Annotated in this window: 17 protein-coding genes; 5 read left to right on the top strand and 12 right to left on the bottom strand. The window is 43.1% G+C overall.

Going from position 1 to position 17,559, the window contains the following annotated elements; all coding sequences use genetic code 11:
• The first annotated feature begins 25 nt into the window (after positions 1-25).
• Positions 26-502: a DM13 domain-containing protein gene (locus tag R7R78_RS03945; protein ID WP_213970862.1), complete on the top strand. Its 477-nt coding sequence runs from the start codon at positions 26-28 to the stop codon at positions 500-502.
• Between the two features lie 198 nt (positions 503-700).
• On the opposite strand, the gene R7R78_RS03940 is transcribed toward R7R78_RS03945, so the two are convergent.
• Positions 701-1,150 carry a YkgB family protein gene (locus R7R78_RS03940; protein ID WP_031781163.1) on the bottom strand — a complete coding sequence of 150 codons (450 nt, stop codon included), beginning with the start codon at positions 1,148-1,150 and terminating at the stop codon, positions 701-703.
• Between the two features lie 148 nt (positions 1,151-1,298).
• Here R7R78_RS03940 and R7R78_RS03935 point away from each other — a divergent pair, with 148 nt between their 5' ends.
• The 4 genes from R7R78_RS03935 to R7R78_RS29970 all read left to right on the top strand — a co-directional run bounded on the left by R7R78_RS03935 (position 1,299) and on the right by R7R78_RS29970 (position 3,108).
• The gene (locus tag R7R78_RS03935; RefSeq protein WP_031781164.1) at positions 1,299-2,099 is read left to right on the top strand and encodes a PhzF family phenazine biosynthesis protein; all 801 of its coding nucleotides are present in this window, start codon (positions 1,299-1,301) and stop codon (positions 2,097-2,099) included.
• Positions 2,100-2,329: 230 nt separating this feature from the next.
• A complete protein-coding gene (locus R7R78_RS03930; protein ID WP_225473094.1) occupies positions 2,330-2,623 on the top strand; it encodes a transposase in 294 nt (97 codons plus the stop codon).
• A 121-nt stretch (positions 2,624-2,744) separates the two neighbouring features.
• A complete protein-coding gene (locus R7R78_RS29975) occupies positions 2,745-2,897 on the top strand; it encodes an IS3 family transposase (protein WP_225473093.1) in 153 nt (50 codons plus the stop codon).
• A 58-nt stretch (positions 2,898-2,955) separates the two neighbouring features.
• Positions 2,956-3,108 carry a DDE-type integrase/transposase/recombinase gene (locus R7R78_RS29970; protein WP_390902713.1) on the top strand — a complete coding sequence of 51 codons (153 nt, stop codon included), beginning with the start codon at positions 2,956-2,958 and terminating at the stop codon, positions 3,106-3,108.
• Positions 3,109-3,199: 91 nt separating this feature from the next.
• On the opposite strand, the gene R7R78_RS03925 is transcribed toward R7R78_RS29970, so the two are convergent.
• The 11 genes from R7R78_RS03925 to R7R78_RS03875 form a co-directional block, all read right to left on the bottom strand.
• Positions 3,200-3,484: a hypothetical protein gene (locus R7R78_RS03925; RefSeq protein ID WP_213899875.1), complete on the bottom strand. Its 285-nt coding sequence runs from the start codon at positions 3,482-3,484 to the stop codon at positions 3,200-3,202.
• Positions 3,485-5,143 carry a hypothetical protein gene (locus tag R7R78_RS03920; protein ID WP_225473092.1) on the bottom strand — a complete coding sequence of 553 codons (1,659 nt, stop codon included), beginning with the start codon at positions 5,141-5,143 and terminating at the stop codon, positions 3,485-3,487.
• Positions 5,143-6,243, bottom strand: coding sequence for a VWA domain-containing protein (locus tag R7R78_RS03915; RefSeq protein ID WP_225473091.1), 1,101 nt, complete (start codon positions 6,241-6,243; stop codon positions 5,143-5,145). The genes R7R78_RS03920 and R7R78_RS03915 overlap by 1 nt, the downstream gene beginning before the upstream one ends.
• On the bottom strand, positions 6,236-8,629 hold the full coding sequence (locus R7R78_RS03910) for a DUF5682 family protein (RefSeq protein WP_225473090.1): 2,394 nt from the start codon (positions 8,627-8,629) through the stop codon (positions 6,236-6,238). Before R7R78_RS03910 ends, R7R78_RS03915 begins: the two co-directional genes overlap by 8 nt.
• Positions 8,616-9,710 carry an ATP-binding protein gene (locus tag R7R78_RS03905; protein ID WP_225473089.1) on the bottom strand — a complete coding sequence of 365 codons (1,095 nt, stop codon included), beginning with the start codon at positions 9,708-9,710 and terminating at the stop codon, positions 8,616-8,618. Before R7R78_RS03905 ends, R7R78_RS03910 begins: the two co-directional genes overlap by 14 nt.
• A 73-nt stretch (positions 9,711-9,783) precedes the next feature.
• Entirely contained in the window at positions 9,784-13,560 is a 3,777-nt protein-coding gene (locus R7R78_RS03900; RefSeq protein ID WP_225473088.1) for a DUF4132 domain-containing protein, read from the bottom strand.
• Positions 13,561-13,749: 189 nt separating this feature from the next.
• Entirely contained in the window at positions 13,750-15,081 is a 1,332-nt protein-coding gene (locus tag R7R78_RS03895; RefSeq protein WP_225473087.1) for a glutathionylspermidine synthase family protein, read from the bottom strand.
• 49 nt (positions 15,082-15,130) lie between these two features.
• A complete protein-coding gene (locus tag R7R78_RS03890) occupies positions 15,131-15,838 on the bottom strand; it encodes a hypothetical protein (RefSeq protein ID WP_225473086.1) in 708 nt (235 codons plus the stop codon).
• 18 nt (positions 15,839-15,856) lie between these two features.
• Positions 15,857-16,282 (bottom strand): DUF350 domain-containing protein, encoded by a 426-nt coding sequence (locus R7R78_RS03885; RefSeq protein WP_225473085.1) that lies wholly within the window; start codon positions 16,280-16,282, stop codon positions 15,857-15,859.
• A 6-nt stretch (positions 16,283-16,288) separates the two neighbouring features.
• On the bottom strand, positions 16,289-16,975 hold the full coding sequence (locus R7R78_RS03880; protein WP_213899866.1) for a DUF2491 family protein: 687 nt from the start codon (positions 16,973-16,975) through the stop codon (positions 16,289-16,291).
• Complete coding sequence (locus tag R7R78_RS03875) at positions 16,969-17,556, bottom strand: hypothetical protein (RefSeq protein WP_225473084.1); 588 nt, start codon at positions 17,554-17,556, stop codon at positions 16,969-16,971. The genes R7R78_RS03880 and R7R78_RS03875 overlap by 7 nt, the downstream gene beginning before the upstream one ends.
• Between the last annotated feature and the right edge of the window lie 3 nt (positions 17,557-17,559).

Here is a 17,559-nt window from a genome sequence, read left to right as displayed (position 1 = left end):
TAGTAAAACTAATAAGAAGATGCTTATGACCTTGAAAAATATAATTAAATTAACAATCAGTCACTTAGTGTCAGTTTCTATTGGCATTGCGATAGGTATCTATACTTTACCGATCCTTATTGCACCACCTGCGCCGACCGATGAACAAGTTGCTAAGAGCAAGCAAGGTGCAGAATACAGCGCAGTGTTTAAGAGGGAACTCAAAGGTAGCGATGCTTTTCATTGGGGAGAGGGAGAGATTCATTTGAGTTCTGAAGTCATTACGTTGGTAGGAAAACTCGCTCCCGGACCAGACTATAAACTCTATCTATCTCCTAAGTTTGTCGAAACGGAACAAGAGTTTAATGACCTTAAATCTGAAATGAGCTTAATTGGTGATGTAAAAACGTTCGATAACTTCGTTGTTGAGGTTCCTCAAAGCACTTCAATTTCTGAATACAATACGGTTGTTGTATGGTGCGAGACATTCGGTGAGTTCATTACTTCGGCAAAGTATCAATAAACCTTAGCAGTAGAGTAAAAGGCTTTTCTTTTCACTTTACGCTAGGATGTTGTTTCGCATCATTAGAAGGCAAAGACGCTTAAACATTCTAAATTTAAGAGTCTTTGTTTAGAGTTATTGACAGAACCATTCGACTTGTAAGTCGTTTGCACCTTTCAGGCTACGTTCTGGAAAAACAAGATTTCGAACTATTTAGAGTTATTCTCTGTTTGGCTTGTTTCGTTCGATGACGCTAATCGCAATGGCTAAAAATAGAATATCTTTTACTAAAAAGAAGTTTGTCACCAAAACCCCATCAGATACTTTCCATGTATTCGGTGTCGTAATTAGAAAGCTGAGTGTCGCAAGAAAAATAATTGCGGCGGCTATGCCAGAAAAATAAGCGACTCGTGTATTTTTAAGGCCAACGATTAATCCAATAGCGACAATGATTTCTGTTGCGCCAATGATGTTTGATACGGCTTGAACTGACATCACATCATACAACCAACTCATCAGAAAATGATTTTCAACGAGCGGTTGTATAAGCTTGGCCTCTGTAGGTGTGAATTTATAAATACCAATCCATATTAGAACTAAAGAAACGCCGAAAACTCCGATAAAATATCCAATTGAGTCACATTGATGATGGCTTTTTACGTTTTGCATAATTAACTACATTCTCCTGTTTGTTAGCGCTTCCAACAAGACCTATAAGGTTGGTAGAAAATTTCATAGGTTTTTTTTCGCTCAAACAACAGATATTAAAAATCACGTGATACAGAATTACGTGTTTGATAGAACTTAAGGATATTTCGTGGAAGTTAAAATTTTTCAGGTTGACTCGTTTACATCAGAGGTTTTCAAAGGTAATCCCGCGGGTGTTTGTATCACAGAGTCAAGCCTTGATGAGGAAACGATGTTGGCCATCGCGGCCGAGATGTCGTTATCTGAAACGGCATTTCTGTCACTCAGTACAATGCAACTTCGTTGGTTTACACCGAGGACGGAAGTTGCTTTGTGTGGACACGGCACACTTGCAACGGCGCACGTTCTGAAAGAGCAGGGGTTATATAATACTGGAGATACGATTGAGTTCGTTACGCTATCTGGGGTTTTAACTGCACAACTCGATCATGAAGAAATTCATTTGGTGTTTCCTGCTCCAACTTTAGATATGCGAGCTAGTATTAACAAAGACTTACTTCATGGTTTGGGGCTAGATGCCGCCAATGTAGTCGCCTACGGTCAGTTTGATAATAAGCAGTTGGTCGTCATTAATGATGAATTTGTGCTTGAACAGCTCGACCCTGATTTTGGTGCGCTGCTTAAACAAAAAGGCCGTGGCGTCGTCATCACTGCTCAATCAAGCACTGACGCCGATTTTGTCTCTCGATACTTCGCGCCTTGGGTAGGTGTTAATGAGGACCCAGTTACAGGCTCTGCACATTGCGCTTTATGTGTTTACTGGGCTAAAGAGCTCAACAAAAAGCAACTGAAAGGCTTCCAAGCCTCCAAGAGAAGTGGGGTCGTCCATACAGAGTTGTTAAGCACTGAGCACGTTAAGCTTTCTGGAAATGCAGTAACGATATTGCGAGGATATATGAGAATCGCGTAGCGGTCCTTGTGGGAATGATTTTATTTTCGTGTTACCCAATACTCAATAGTGAAGACGCTTGAATGCTGCTTATTTAAGTGGCTGATTTTTTTTAAAAACACCCCTGGCACGGTGGTGTATAACGATTGGAGAGTTATATGAAAACTATCGGCCTTCTAGGTGGTATGTGAATAGCCACCGACTTGATAGACACCTTTTAGTTAGGCAAAATGACTAAAAGAGAGGTGCTTATGAGCAGCAAAAGATATCCAGAAGAATTTAAAATTGAAGCGGTCAACCAAGTGATTCAGCATGGCTATGCCGTTAACGACGTTGCTGCTCGCTTGGTGATATCCAGTAAGACGCTTTATAACTGGGTATCAAAGTTCTCTAAGCCACCGACTCAGTGTAAACAAGATGGCGATCTTCTCACTGAAATTGCGCGCTTGAAGAAGCAACTCAAGCGAGCCGAGCAAGAAAGGTATATTTTAAAGGAAGCCGCAAGGTTGTTTGCCAACGAGTCAAAGAACGATACGCGTTCATAAAATCTCGCAGTCATCACTACCCCATCCGAGCGATGTGTCGCTGCTTAGGGCTACACCCTAGTGGTTATTACACATGGCTGAAAGAGCCACAAAGTAAGCAGTATATTGAAGAAAAAAGCTGTTGCTCAAAATCAAACAGCTTTGGCTTGAGGGTGGTGGTTTACATGGATACCGCAATCTTCACTTGGATTTAAAGGATGAGAAAATAGCCTGTGGGAGAAATCGAGTTCTGAGATTAAAGCAGAACGCTAACCTCAAAGTTTTACGAGGTTAGAAGCGTCCAAAAGTGGATTACTCCGGTCTTTAATAATGGCCTCAATAGAGAGTTTTAAGTGTTAGCGCCAAATCAGTGGTGGGTGAGCGATATCATTTATATCCACACGCACGAAGGATTTTTGTTCTTGGTGGTTGTAATGGATTTTTACGCTCGGCAAGTTGTCGGTTGGTCTATGTCACCAAGAATACGGAGGATCTTGTTTTATTAGCGATCACGATGGCATATTGGAACTGAAAGCATGAGTCGCCAACCCAAAACTGCGACATAGATATATAAAGATAAGATAATTGTGCTCATGCTCAATTATTAGGCATGTATAAACTAATCGCCGTACGATTTATCCCTTCCATGTAATGCAGAAGGTGGCGGAAGGCGTTTGCTGGTGCTCTCTCAGCCTGTGTAGGATGTAATAATTCATAGCAATAATCATTAAGTGGATGAAAACCAAGTAATGCCGCTTGCTGTCGCCACGCTTCAAGTTGCTGTTTGGTTTTTGGGCGTAAGTTATGAGCCCCTTGCTGTAGAATCGCGTGAGATAACTGTTGCCATTTCAGTAAAAAATCAGAGAGTTGATTTCGTTCCATTTAGTTTTTGTCCTTTGTTTTTATTTGCACTAAGCCGAATTTTTCATCAGAGAGTGGGGTTTTGGTAAACATCGCCAATACCTCAAAATAACTCTGTTTTGCATTGCAGTTCCAGCGACCAAAGAGCAGTTGCTGATGCTCATTACTCATAGATAAGTCTATATTTTTTGGGATACGAACATTCACCCTTGTATCGCATGTGGTAACGATCTCCGCTTCTTGATAGTGACAATATGGCATGTGTTGCGTCTGGTATGCTTGTTCGCAGCATAGCCAACCTAATTGATCCGTATTGGATGCAAAACGGTTTGATAAACGACGGGTTTGCATACGCTGCCATTGGGCACGAACCTGAAGTTCTGGGTGATCAAACAAGGTTTCCCATTCAATATCGGTAGGAGACGATGTGATTTTAGTATCTTTTATGGATAACTCATTGTGATGCGTTATTTTTGATTGCGCCGAAAACGACATCAGTGCCAATGAAGGCAGAGCTTTGAGATCGCACTGAGTATGCGCAAACGCCAATTGACTATTCCAGCCTTGATTTCGCTGTGCTTTTCGACCATCGGTGATGGTAGTCCATTGGTGCTGAACATGATCATAAAGATAAAAACGATACCCTTGAGCGCCTTTATCGGTACGCCAAAACTCCACACTTATCCCCATTAGGTTGTGATAACTCACTGGATGATAACGGCGCTTGTGTTCACCCGCTAAGAGATACAGTGGACAAGGCAGTGGCGTTTGTTGTAAAGCATGAAGTTGCAAGCTTAATGCCGTGATCTGCGGTATGACGGTGGCGTAGTCAACATCAATATAGTTAGCGACTAAATACTCAATCGTATTCAATACACTATTGAGTTGGGCTGACAGAGAGGGTAAATCCACTTGGTTTAACTCAAGTACCAAAGTATGCGCTTGTGCCAGTTGTGCAGGAACGATGTTTTGCACGCCCACTGAGAGCGTCTCTTCTAACCATTGTTCTAATTGCTGTAATTGAGCGCGTTGCTTATCGCTGATTTGTTCAATGAAGATCGCCTCATCCATGGCTAAGGTATTGCCTTGTATGGAAAGTGCAATCAGTGCCGCCGCTTGGTGTACGCAAGGGTGTTGTTTGCATGAGCAGGTGGCAAGTTCCCATTGCGACGCTCGTGGGAAATAGAGACGAAAGGATTTGCTGCTTGCGAAATGACATTGAACGATGGCGTGTTCATCATGGATTTCTACATCAAGGGTAATCCCTTTTCGCCAGTGCTGAATGGCCTTGGTGACGGTGCTCTTTCCCATAATAGGGGCGAGGTCATCACAGTGCTGTATAAACCAATCGTTAAGGGAAAAAGGCGCCAAAGAGGAGGCGACGTCTGTGGTGGTTTCAGGAGTAGTTTGACTTTCACATTGACGTAATGCAATAAAAAACGCCACTTTATGAAAGCAGGTATTGATGGCACCACACGAGCAAGTTAAGGCATCAATGCTCTTTTCACTGAGCGTTAATTGGTGTTGATCAATGACGCCATTTAGGTGAGAGGGGGTGATGTCCCACTCACTGATATCCATATCTTGGCTTTGTTTGGTGGCGCGACGTAATAAACCGCGATTTGTCCAGTTAACTAAGAAATCATCGCTTAATTGTTGCGACCAGTGTAGCAATGTCATTATTTGATTACCTCAGCAACCCATTGACTTAAATGTTCGGGCGTCATTGATGCTATCTCCATCCCCTTATGTAACAGTTGGTTGGTGATTTGATTGTCGTACTGTGGAATGCCCGCCGTATCTAATGCCGTTAATCCAAGCAGGGTTACGCCATCGCGGTGCATTTTTTCAGTATAGTGATACAGCGAAGCGGGTGAGCCACCTTCATAGAAATCACTGATCAATACCACCATGCTACGAGCCGGATCCGTGATGCGTTCATGCGTGTATTGCATGGCTAAACCGATGTTTGTCCCACCACCTAATTGAGAATTCAACAAGATGGCCAGAGGATCCCCTGCATGATCGGTGACATCGACAACCCGTGTATCAAATAAATAAAGTTTGACATTGAGCATAGGCAATCGACAAAAAATGGTGGCTACCACAGCGGCATGGATCAAGGAATTTAACATCGAACCACTTTGGTCAACCACCAAATGAATGTCCCACGGCACTTTATTTTGTTGGGTTTGATAAAAGAAAGGGCGTTCTAAAATAAACGTCTCTGTGTCAATTTGGTAGTGCTTTAAATTTCGTTTAATGGTGTGATGCCAATGCGTATAGGATAACGGCATCGGTTGTGCGTGGCTCATCGGTATTCTGTGATGAGAAAAAACACTGCGAATTTGTTGTACGAGTACCTCTTCTAACTCTTTGCATACGGTTTGAATAATGCGTTCTAGCTCAGAATGAAGAGAGGCTGGGATTTGTTCGCGAAACGATAACAGCAGTTGCAATAAATCCAAATCGGCCGTTTGTTGCTTGAGGGTATCTTCATCGAGTAGCAGCGATGTTAAGCCATAGCGCGCTAAACCGTGTTGTTGTAAAATCTCTACGGTGGATTTAGGAAAGGCTTTTTTTACGCTTGAGAGCCATGTTATTGGGCTAGGTAAACCGCTGTTGATGCCACCTTTAGACGACACGGTAAATCGGTCTTTATATTCCTGTGAATACAGTTGATCCAGACACTGATCTTTTAATGCGTCTTCTTGATTAAGGGTGTGTGAATAGCGTTGGCCTAAGATTAACCGCCAACGTCGATTTTGCTCATTAGTCATGAGAGATCCCCCATAATGATAGCCACTCTTCAGCTAGGTGTTGAAGTTGATTCGCTTGAAGTAAAGTATCATGACTTGGTATCGTTAAATTGAGCCATAAAGTATCGCTCTCTTGGTGACATAAGTGCCCAAACTCTTCGATTTGATTAGGGGTCATGAGCATAAAGGCGCGACGCAAAGCGGGAAGCGTGTGCAGAAAATCGTGTTCATCAAACTCAGAAATGATCTGATCTAACGCCGGTTGGATCGCATCATAATATTGGTATATTTGCGTGTCGACTAAGCCCAACCCATAACAGAAATCCCCCAGAGAATCCGGAGTGAGATGGCATTGGCTGGCGGCACTTCTCATCATTAATATCACGTTTTGTTGTTCATCTTCTTCGTTTGAAGAGGGAGCAATCGATAAGGCCAATCCTGCAAATACCCCTTGTATCTCAAAAGGGACGGCAATGTCAGACAGCGAATGAATCGCATCCAATAAAAAATAGGCCGGACATAATTGTGGCATTCGATTAATCAGCTTTCCAAGATCAGAAAGCAAGGTTGCCTCAGCGGTGCTGGAATGCCCATTAATGGCACGAGGCAGCCGAGTGCAAAGACGAACATAACAACGGTAAATCAAGCGTTCTATCTCGTTTTTCGTGTCTTGCACAAACAACGAACTGTTCCATTGAGAGCGAAATAACAGCGTCAGTGTTTGATTAAGAATATGCAGATCACTTTCTTTATCCACCTGCTCAGAGAGGCGATGTAAGAATGGGGTAAGCCATTTTTCCAGCCCCATCTGCAAAGAACGCAATAGCAACGCCACAAGATTTTCGCTGTTTAGGTATTCATCAGCGAGGTGTTGTTGTATTTTATAGTTGATCGCTTCTACAATGGTGCTGCCTTGGTAGCCAAGCTCAATTAATGTGGTTTCTGTAGTAAGTTCGTATTGAATCAGCCACTTTTCTCGTACGCGATAAAGATCCGTTTGAGTGACAAAATTCGGGCCTGCGATCTGAGTGGCGTAAGGAATCGATAAAAAAGCCAAACGATGTAAACACTGAGAAAGCGCAAGGTGTTTGGGACTTCGATAAATAGCCAGCTCTTTAGTAATAGTGAGATCACTGAGTGTTTTTGGTAATGCAAAAGCATCACATTGACGGTGAAAGTCAATGATGATCGGCGAAGAAGGCAGCGTATTCGGCACCTTTCCGTATTGTGAATCAACAAAAAAAGCATCAAGCCATAATGAAAAACGCGATATGTGATCGCTTAAGCTCGGATCTTTTTCTAAGATTAAGCACGCGGCCTCACAAAACTCACTGCGTCCGACTGGCACTTGGCGCAGTTGAGCTAAATGCTCGGCGGCCACCACCAAATCGACCAATTGCGGCATGGCAACAGGGTGCTCTTTTTGCTGTAAGAATGACATGAGCTCTGTCGCCAGTTCCGTGTGCAGGCGGGTGGCTAGTGTTGCTCGTTCTTTCTTCGTGCTTGATTTTAGTTTTTTCCACCAATGCGCATAATAGCCACTTTGCGATAAATGCGCGCCGTACTGGGGATGACTTAATCGTGATAAAGGATAAGGGATCAGGTATTGATAAGACGTTTCCACTTTTATTTGAGGTAAAAAATCGGAGGTGCCTTGTTGTAAATAGTGCGAGATCCCCATGCAGTGAAACGCACCACAGACCACCAATACGCGTTTTCCCTCTTGGATATGAGGCGCAATGTGGCTTGCCATGTACTGTTCACGGTATTGAGTGTGACGATCCGTCTCGACACGCCCCTCCCGCATTTGCAGTCCAAATAGGTGCATGCGTGTAAAAAACTCAGAAGGTGACAAGGTCACATTGGCTTCAAAATGGCGATCCCACCACTGATCAAAATGTTCGCACCCAGAGCGTTGAAGTAACGCGTCAAGGTAACGGTGTTGAAAATGCTTTTTTTCACTGGAAGCGTAAATTAACGGGTTATTTCCTTCTTCGTTTTCCTCTTCCTCGTTACTCTCATTCCAATAACCGTAAGGCAAATCAATAAATTGGCAAGGAATGTTCTTTTTCTTTGCGACTTTTAGAGCGTTCCATTCAGGTGACATCTCTGCAAATGGGATAAACCCGCGTTGAGCATAAGGGTCACTCTGGGTCTCATTCGTTAAGCGTGCTTGTTTGTGTAGATAAATCGCCACTGGCGCTTGGCATTCATCGGCTTGCATGTAGGGCAGCAAGGATTGTGCATCATGTGGTGTTTCAATGAGAATCACATCAGGTTTGGCTTGTTTGATCAATTGCAACAAGTACCAACTGCATGTTGGACTGTGATGACGAATGGGAGCCCAAATGAGGTTATTATCGTGATGGAATTGAGCCGCAAGAGAAAGAAGATCAGATCCCTGCATGTTTGCATCCATCTAAGAATAGGGCCCATTGTGGGTCATTCGCACGCTGACGAGTGATCACCCGGATGTAATCGCTTAATGATTCATGATCTTTTTGATTGTCTTTAATGACGGTGCCCATTAAAAATTGAGCCAAATGCACAGGAGTAACGTGATTATCCCCAAAGTAGTGGCACTGCATGGCGGCATGAAAGGCTAAGTTGATGCTTTCAGGTATGGAGAGTAACGTCGAAGGCGTTGGGATGCTCACTCCTGCCACTTGGCCTGATTTCAATTCATCAAATACCGTGACTAATACATCAATGGTGTCATTCTCTAAACGTAAATCGACTTTTTCATGTTTGAGTCGATCATTCACTTGCGTCATGACTAATTCAATGCGTTGCTGGCGTTGAGCTAAGGGTTTCAATACTTCAAAATTAAAACGACGCTTGAGAGCAGAAGACATTTGATTAACGCCTCGGTCGTTTAAATTTGTAGATGCAATGATGGTGAATCCAGGCTGAGATAATAGGTAGTTGGTCTCAGATTGAATCTCTGGAATGTGCAAAATGCGATCCGATAAGATAGGGATCAGGTTATCTTGCACTTCTGTTGGGCAGCGCGTTAACTCTTCAAAACGCATGATGGCCCCTTGTTTCATGGCATTAAAGAGTGGGCCGGGTACCATGGCATCCATGGTTGGGCCTGATTTTAGCAGGGTAGCGTAGTTCCAACTGTAGCGAATGTTTTCTTCAAATAACCCAGCACTGCCTTGAACGGTATAGGTACTGTTACCACAGATAGCGGCGCTCAGCAGTTCAGACAGTAACGATTTTGCGGTGCCAGGCTCACCAACAAGCATTAAGCCTTGTTGACCAAGCAGCGTGACGATGGCGCGCTCTACCACCGCATCGTTACCGTAAATTTTACGTGTGATGATTTGCCCTGAAATTGGCGTGTCGCTACCAAGAATGAAGGTGCGTACCGCTTTAGGACTGAGTTGCCAATGAGCGGGCTTTGATGATGTATCCGCATCTTGTAGTGCTGTTAATTGTTCTTTGTACAGTTGCTCTGCGGGTAATCGTTGTACTGCAAACATGGTTAATCCATTTCATGTGAGTCATGCCACCAATAGGGAGTTGATGGCATGTATTAACGTGTTTAATGTAGGGTTATTTTATTGATTCAATATCATTAATTACTTCACTGTAGACCATTGGGGAGACGTTACCCAGCTCCAGTAAGTGATTGTTGCGATCCGAATAATAATGATAATCACCCGTGAAAAACTTAACGTGTGGGATGGTTTGATTCTCGTCATAATCGTACGATCCCATACAAAAGCCTTCTTCCATATAAATCAGGGCGCTGATGTTGGCTTGAACAAAGTATTTTTCGAACCATTGCACCGAGCCGCCATCCAAAGGCTCACCGGTTCGCCATCCACGTTTTTCCAACGAGCTGCGCATACGTGATGTGCCGAATTTTTCTTTTTTATAGCGAGTGATCGTTTTATACGCGTGATCGTCTTCGGCTAACGTAAAGGTTGGGCGTGACAATTGAGCAAAAGGCGGCACAATCTCATAATCATCCAATAGATTATTCCACTCGATGCACGTTGCTTCTTCCAGCGTTAATGGGTGGACGACAGAGAACAGGCTCTCGTTGTCTATCGTAATGTTTTCATCATCAATATCCACAAACTGGTTGCTTTCGTCTAGACGAGCAAGCGTGATCTTATCTTGGTGCTGAATTGACCAAACCACACGACGTGCAATGTAACTGAGTAGTGGGTTGTGACCCCATGTTTGATTAAATAAGCTTGGTGAGAAAAGACGACCGGTGATCATCGCTTGCTCTAAACGATCAACCGCATTACGGTACACTTGTTTGATGTGTTTACGGAATTGAGTCAGCTCTGCGCGGCGTACTTTTAACAGCTCAGCATCATCGTCTTTACGTGTCGCTGGTGCCGATTGTAGCACTTTGCCATCTAAGCTGGTGATCAGTGAACCTTCATCGCAGAGTGTTAACGTTAGCGTACGCTCCCCAAATGGGAAAGCCGCGTTTCCTTGTTGGTCAAAGCCGAGATCCGCAGACACAAGATCTGAAATCTCATCGCGAGAAATGCCTCTTTCTTTTGCCAGTTGATTCAGGGCTTTAATGCAGCGCTCTTTCAATCCTTGGCTACGGGCTTTGCGTGACCAGTGATCCAGCCAAGTGAGTGCCACGGTAGAGCTTTGGTAAGCTAAGACTTCAACTTTATAGAAGGCACTGGCAGACGCCCCGTTGCGTGATTCATCATCGAGATCTTTGCCGTAGGCTTGCATCAAGGTGTCATCACCCAGTAAAGCCGCAGAGAACAATACCCATCCTAAGCGACGCGATTTATCATCCGCTTGTTGATAGAGGGCGTCCCATAACGGTTTGAAGCCTGCGTTATCACAGTGTGCGATCACCTTAACCAATAAACTTGAGTGCTGTTTCGCGCTCTCTTCTGATAATTTAGAGATCACCCATTGCATGACTTTTGGTGGTAACGGGTTACCTGTTGTCCAATGAAGTGATGGTAAATTCTCAAGCTCGATGCCTTTTGGTAGTGCGCCAGCAAATTCACTTAATAGTGCTTCAAGCTGGGTAAGGGTATCCGTTGAAAGTGGTGCATCGGCATCTAATTGCGTTTCAAGCTCGCTCTGAGCTAGCGTGATCGTAATGGCGATGTTGTTCATCAATAGGCTTAATGTATGGTTTTTCTCTTTTACTCGGGCTTTATTTAATGCCGGAAGCGCCTCTGGAATAGGGGCTTGAGATAAGGCTTCAGCCACTTGCTTTCGAGTCGCGAGTTTTTTATGCGCCAATAGGTCAATAATGATAGGGTACGTCTCATTTGGCGACCATTGAAGCGCTAATGCCATTGATCGTGCTGAGGCATTGGGACTGAACGCTTTAAATACGGTTAACGTATTGGCGGATTGCAGTGGTAAATAGAGTGACCATAGCAGATCCATCGCCAGAGAATCCATTGTGGATAAGATAATCTCCGCGGCCTTAATGGCATTCTCTTGGTAATACTCTAGGAAAAACTGAAATGCGTGTTTATTGGTTTCTGTATAACCGCCATCAGCCTCGATATCTTGAACCCAAAAAGTCAGGCAAAGCAGTGCATTTTGCTCATTATTATCATGGTGTTCCATGAGTTTTTTAAATAATGCTAGCTGATAATAGTGTGGACAAACGTGATGAATTATGGCACTCAGTGTCACCACTAAAGCACGCTCACCATGTTGGCTCAGCAAGTTATTGGCGATTTGTTCGACATAAGAATCGAAGTTTTTCACCCAATTTTCAGAGGTGTCACAGCCACACTCAGGATCACGACAGTTTGCATTGGCTTTGATGGATTTAATGGCTTGCTTAACGGTTTTATGATCATCATTAGACACGGCTTGTAATAATTGTTTCACCGTATTCGCTGGATTTGTATCAACACTCACCTCATTTTCTTGTCCGGATAGAGTGGCAAGCAATGATTTTATCTCAGCGACTTTTTCTTTTTTGAACAATGGCGTCGTTGTGCTCACGATGATGTCGGTCAGGCTTGGATCTGACACCAATGAAAGCAATGCTTCACACGCGTGAAAGCGCACATTTTTTTTACGAGAAGATAAGGCATTCAATAATGCATCACTTGCTGTGGAACCTTGTTTAAGCAATCCTTTTGTTGCCGCTTGTCGTACGCTCTCAATGGTATCATCAAGATAGTCAATTAAGGTAGGGATCGCAGCAGGATCCGTCGAGACACTCAAGGCGTTGACAAGGAAAAAGCGCTGCGGGATTTTTTTGGTTTGGAGTGCAGAAATCAACACATGTGGAAAACCTGTACCAATAACAGCCAGCCCTTTTTCCTCTTTCTTATCAATGCGAAGCTCTGAGCGTCCCCAATCGACAATACGTTGAACCATGCGAGTGGCCACATTCTCATTACAGAAAAGGTTAAGAAGCTCTACTTTATGCAGATGCTTAAGTATGAATTTTTCCATGTGTTGGTCTGATAATGCCGACAACACAGCACTGTTTGTTCTTAGGTCGTAAGCACTTAAATGCTCAACAAGGTAATCCGCACGAGCGTCGTCAATCTGTTGATTTTGCTTTTTTAAATGTAATGCAAGCCAAGGAAATAACGCCATTGCTCGTGAATGGCCATCATAATTTTGTGGCACAGGGTAAGCTAAGGCTATTTGACAAATTGCGTCACTGTGTTGGTCGAAGTAAGGTGCAATGTCATCATAATCGACACGATGATTCTCAGCAATTATGCACAGTTGTTCTGGAGTGATGCTGTGACACGTGAATGCTAAGAAATCCAGAGAATATATATATCTTGCTTGCGTTGCAGCGATGTTGATGGCGTCACACACGTCTTGGTGTGGCCAGCATGCAAACATCTCCTCTAGTGTGCTTTGCTCTCTATCATCAACAACGTCCTCGGCAATTTTTGTTAGTAAGCAAGCAGGGGTTTGATCGACATTGATCTGTTTATTTTTTAAAAATTCAAAGTAGAGAGATAAAGAAATGGATTCTAAGAATGAAGGCAGCGCATCAATTAATGGTTGAACATCACCTTGAGCCTTCTTTATCAAAGACACCGAGTAGTCGGTCATTTTACCATATTGATTCCAACGATTGATGTTTTCAGGTTCTTTACTGGCTTGAGTAAATAAATCAATACAATCAGCAATGGTATAGCCATTAGAAGCCCCACTGAGTGTATACCATGAGTTTATCTCAGTCGCGAGATTGAGGATCTGCTTTTTGTGCAGTTCCCACAGTATATTCTTATATTGGTCGCCATCTTCAAAGTGCTCACGCAATTCATCTTTTATTTCATAAAAAGAGTCGTTGTCTTCAACAATTTTTTTAGCAATATTTAGTTCTGATTCAGTTATCATACTACGCTCACTATTTAGTGATTTATTTTTATTAAAAAGGTAAGTCTGCCTTGTCTTGGCGTCGTCGATCTTCTATCTGATTTGATCAACAATGCCATCTCGAATTAATGACCGTTTTCAGGAACCAAGCCCGCACCTTCAGTTGACTCGGTACACAGTGAGCGGCATTAGCTACAATGCCGCTTTTTCTTATTCAACGATATGTGGCATGAAACGTTCTTTATGAAGCTGGAGTACTTCACCTGTGAACTCTCTCACAGCGATACCGGAAGATTCCATATCTAGTGCTTCGCCATCTACCCACGGAGCGAGCCAAGAGCAAACGATGGCTTTTGTTTCGCCCTGATCTGCAGATGTAGTTGGGCAAAGTTCTTGATAAATGAAATCATCTTCAGCGTAAAATCCAGAGGTTTCGTGAACGAGCTTGTCATCATGATAGAACTCAATGTTGTTGCTCATTCGGCCTTGGAGCGGCTTTTTTACGTAATGTGAGAGGTGGGGGGGCTTTTCCATGAATGATGGAATAACGTATTGCCATGCTTCAGCGTTTGCAGTAACAAAAGCCTCTATTACACGATCTTCCTTAGCAAGCACGTCTTTTAAATACGTTAACCATGCCCAGACTCCCTTATTTGAGACGAACCATCGCCAAGCGGGCTCCATGAAACGTGTTTTATTAGACCACTTGTGCCACTCTAAAAGGGGATTAGACGTTTCAGCATATAGGTCCCGAACCATGTCTTCCCAAGGGTAGAGTGCGAAAATGTAATCTAACTCTAAATCGTCAAGTAACCACGTACTTCGATTTAGGGAGAAATCATAAACCAGCCTATTGATGTCGGAGAACTGGACCAAATGTTCGGTTTGCTCGTTAAATGCATGGAAAAGCAGTTCTGTAGTGATACAGTCTTCAGTCAACTTTGTATCACATAAGAAAGCCACACGCTTGGGCGATTTACCTATCACTCGGTCTAAAGTCTTAGTCAAGTTTTCATAATGTAGATTGTATTGGTCGTTTGCCTGATCGAGCTTAGTAACCAAATGATCCTGCATAATCACAGAATCATAATACATCGTTGGAGTGTCTAAGTTACCTTCGTAGAACTTTAAAACCTTACCATTCTCAAAATCATAGGCGATATCAAATCTGCCGTAGATTGCCTCATGATTTTGCTCATAGGTATGGATGGCATACTCAACAAACTCGGGAAACTGTTCGATGAATTCCCTTCCATAAAAGGTTGGAATTAGGGATTTGTAGGCTTCAGAAAAAAGAAAGTCTAGAGAATTGACGAGTAGATTGTAAACCTGCTCGGAAGCAATGTTGATGGCTTTAACCTCCTCTCGTGTAAAGCGATAGAAAGGGGTTTGGGCATCCTTATTCTCAGGAAAAACAAACTCGTCTTCCAATGGCGTTAAAGAAGTATTGCCACCATGAATCAATGCGATCGCAGATGTGCGGGGGCACTCTGCTTCCAGAGCGAAGTAATCTGGTGTCACGGGTAATAGTATTTTACGCATATTTGTGTGCATGAAGGGGGAGCCCCCCCCCTTATTTCCTGAGATGAAACTATCCACCCCACGAGCGAGATGAACTGAAACCCATCGAGCTACTGCGGCTGGAAGAACGTTTTGTTGAGAACGCTTGACGTTGTTGAGATAGTGTCTTGTCGGATGATGCTTTTGCTTTGATTGCAGCGGCACGCTCGGCAGATGTTTTTTTAACAGTTTGCGCACTGTAGATCCGTTTCTCTTTGGACGTTGTCGTGCTGTAGCTATCCATCGTTGAGTAAGACGTACGCGAGTAGCTATTCCAACTCGAATAATTCGAGACGTGGCGATAACACTCGTTGTCGTCGTCATCAAAAAGATAGCCGGGTTCGCAATTTGACTGACTGCTCAACTCTCGAGCGAGTTGTGAGTTGGCTTTTCCGGAATGGGTCTTATCCAGTTGAATAATATATTCAGTCACGCCACTCTTCGTGTCACCTTTGACGTTCAGTACCGCGACGTACAGATACTTCACGTTATTGAGGTAACCGTATCGTGCACCTACAACTTCGGGATGAATCTTTTGAATTTCAGCCAGAAACTCTTTGAGTTCGATATCTTCGTTATTCAGTGTTAAAAGAACGTCATCAACAGCATTTTGAATTTGATCAGGCGAGGGCGTTATGGTGTTGTCGTATTGGTGAGAGGAGCTATGTACTGTGGCCATTACAGTCATGCCGGTAATGAAACCAGCGCCACCCACCAACGCAATCTGAGACTTTTTCATTGTTTGCACCTATGCTGGTTAGTTGCTCATTGAAGCTGCGTTGATGAGACCAGCACTAATTGAAATGCTAGCAAGCAAAATAGCTTTAGCTTTTTCACCTGCGTTGATACGCTCAACAATAGTGGGAAGAGTGAGACGAACCAAAGCAAATACGGAAATTTGAACAACCATTGCAACCACACCCCAGATCGCAAAGTCTATCAAGTTTACTGATACTTTTGAGGCAGCAGTCAACGCTAAAATGAAACCTAAAAGGGCACCGCCAAACGAAATCGCTGCTGCTTCATTGTTTTGTTTTATCAATGCAAACTCGTCGTGAGGTGTAAATTTGGTATATACAAAAGCGAAAACAATAACCATCAGTAACGAAAGGCCAAAATATGCAATGAAAGGAATTAGCCCAGAAAGGGATTGCATTACATTAAATTCATAGGAGTTGAACATCTAGAGTTATCCTTGTTGGTGATTAATAGTTAACTGTGTGAGAGGTATGGAAACGCCAAGTGCGATGGAGCAGATGTAATTTCCTCGGTGAACAATATCGTGGTTGTCGTTAACCACGACTTCTTGCTCGACATTGACAATGACGATCTCTTGCATTTGCGCGGTTATATCTCGAAAGAATACAGCGAAGTTATTGTCAATAGTGTTTAAGTCATCGCCGATGACTTCCACGACTTCTAGGCCACCAAGCACACCCGTTAATCGGTGATATTCAGCGCCTTCAAAAGAAAATATTTCACTTTCTTCAATTATGTTTCGCCAGTAGTTTTCTGTTGCTTTATCACTCTTCGAACAAAACTCGTCTCCGGCATCTAATTGATATTTGAACAGCATAATGTCGATAAGGTTGTCAATTTTGTTTTCGCCAAAAAAGTTAAACTGAAAGAAGTAATCGTCTTCGGTATAGAAACGATGCGTATGTTCACCTCTTTCATTGTGGCTAGATTTACCGGTCACTTTTTTCGTCTCAGAACCAATCTGAAACTTTAGTTCAGGCGTGAAACGAAGCATCGGATAATCAACAGTGATAAGTTTTTGGAGGTCTATACCTAAAGTCGCTGTTTCACATTTCGTGTTTTCAACGAGATCAGGATTAGTTTTTAATTCAAAAAGTGTTTTGAGTTTTCTTAACATAAATAATTCTTCAAATGAGTTTCAATTTTCTGGATCTCTTGGTTTGCGATGTAATGAATAAAATCACCACCGCTGACCATGGCATCATCATCGGGGTTGAGCTGCAAATTTCGCCCTAGCTTGTCACTCTTTTTGGAAAAGCCTATCGAGATGACTTTTAGCTCTCGCTTAAGGATTGCCGACAATTCAGAGAAAGCCATTTCTCGCATTTGAATGGGGAGTTTAAGTGTGAAATGTGTTGCTAAAAAAGCAGGGTTAAGCAGCGCCTCTGTGCAAGAGCTGCTACCAGGGAACATTGCTGAGCGTGAAAGTAGGTGTTCGTCATGAATATTGATAATCTCAGTGCGGCCACTCGCGCCTTCTAACAGAGCTTGAATGTCCTCACACTCTGAATAGACTACGATATGGGCGTTGGATCCAATACGCTCTAGGTAGTGATCGACGGCAACTGCAGTTAAATAGTTAACTGCATCTATACCCGTGTTTACGATAATGCTATCGCACTTTTCCAAACCCAGTCGTTTTAGCTCTTTAACAGAAACATAGTTCTCAACATTTACATAGAGAATATCGGTGTTCATCAG

Source organism: Vibrio sp. 2134-1, assembly GCF_033339495.1.
The sequence above is the reverse complement of the archived record's forward strand: the minus strand, read 5'-3'. Positions and strand labels throughout refer to the sequence as shown.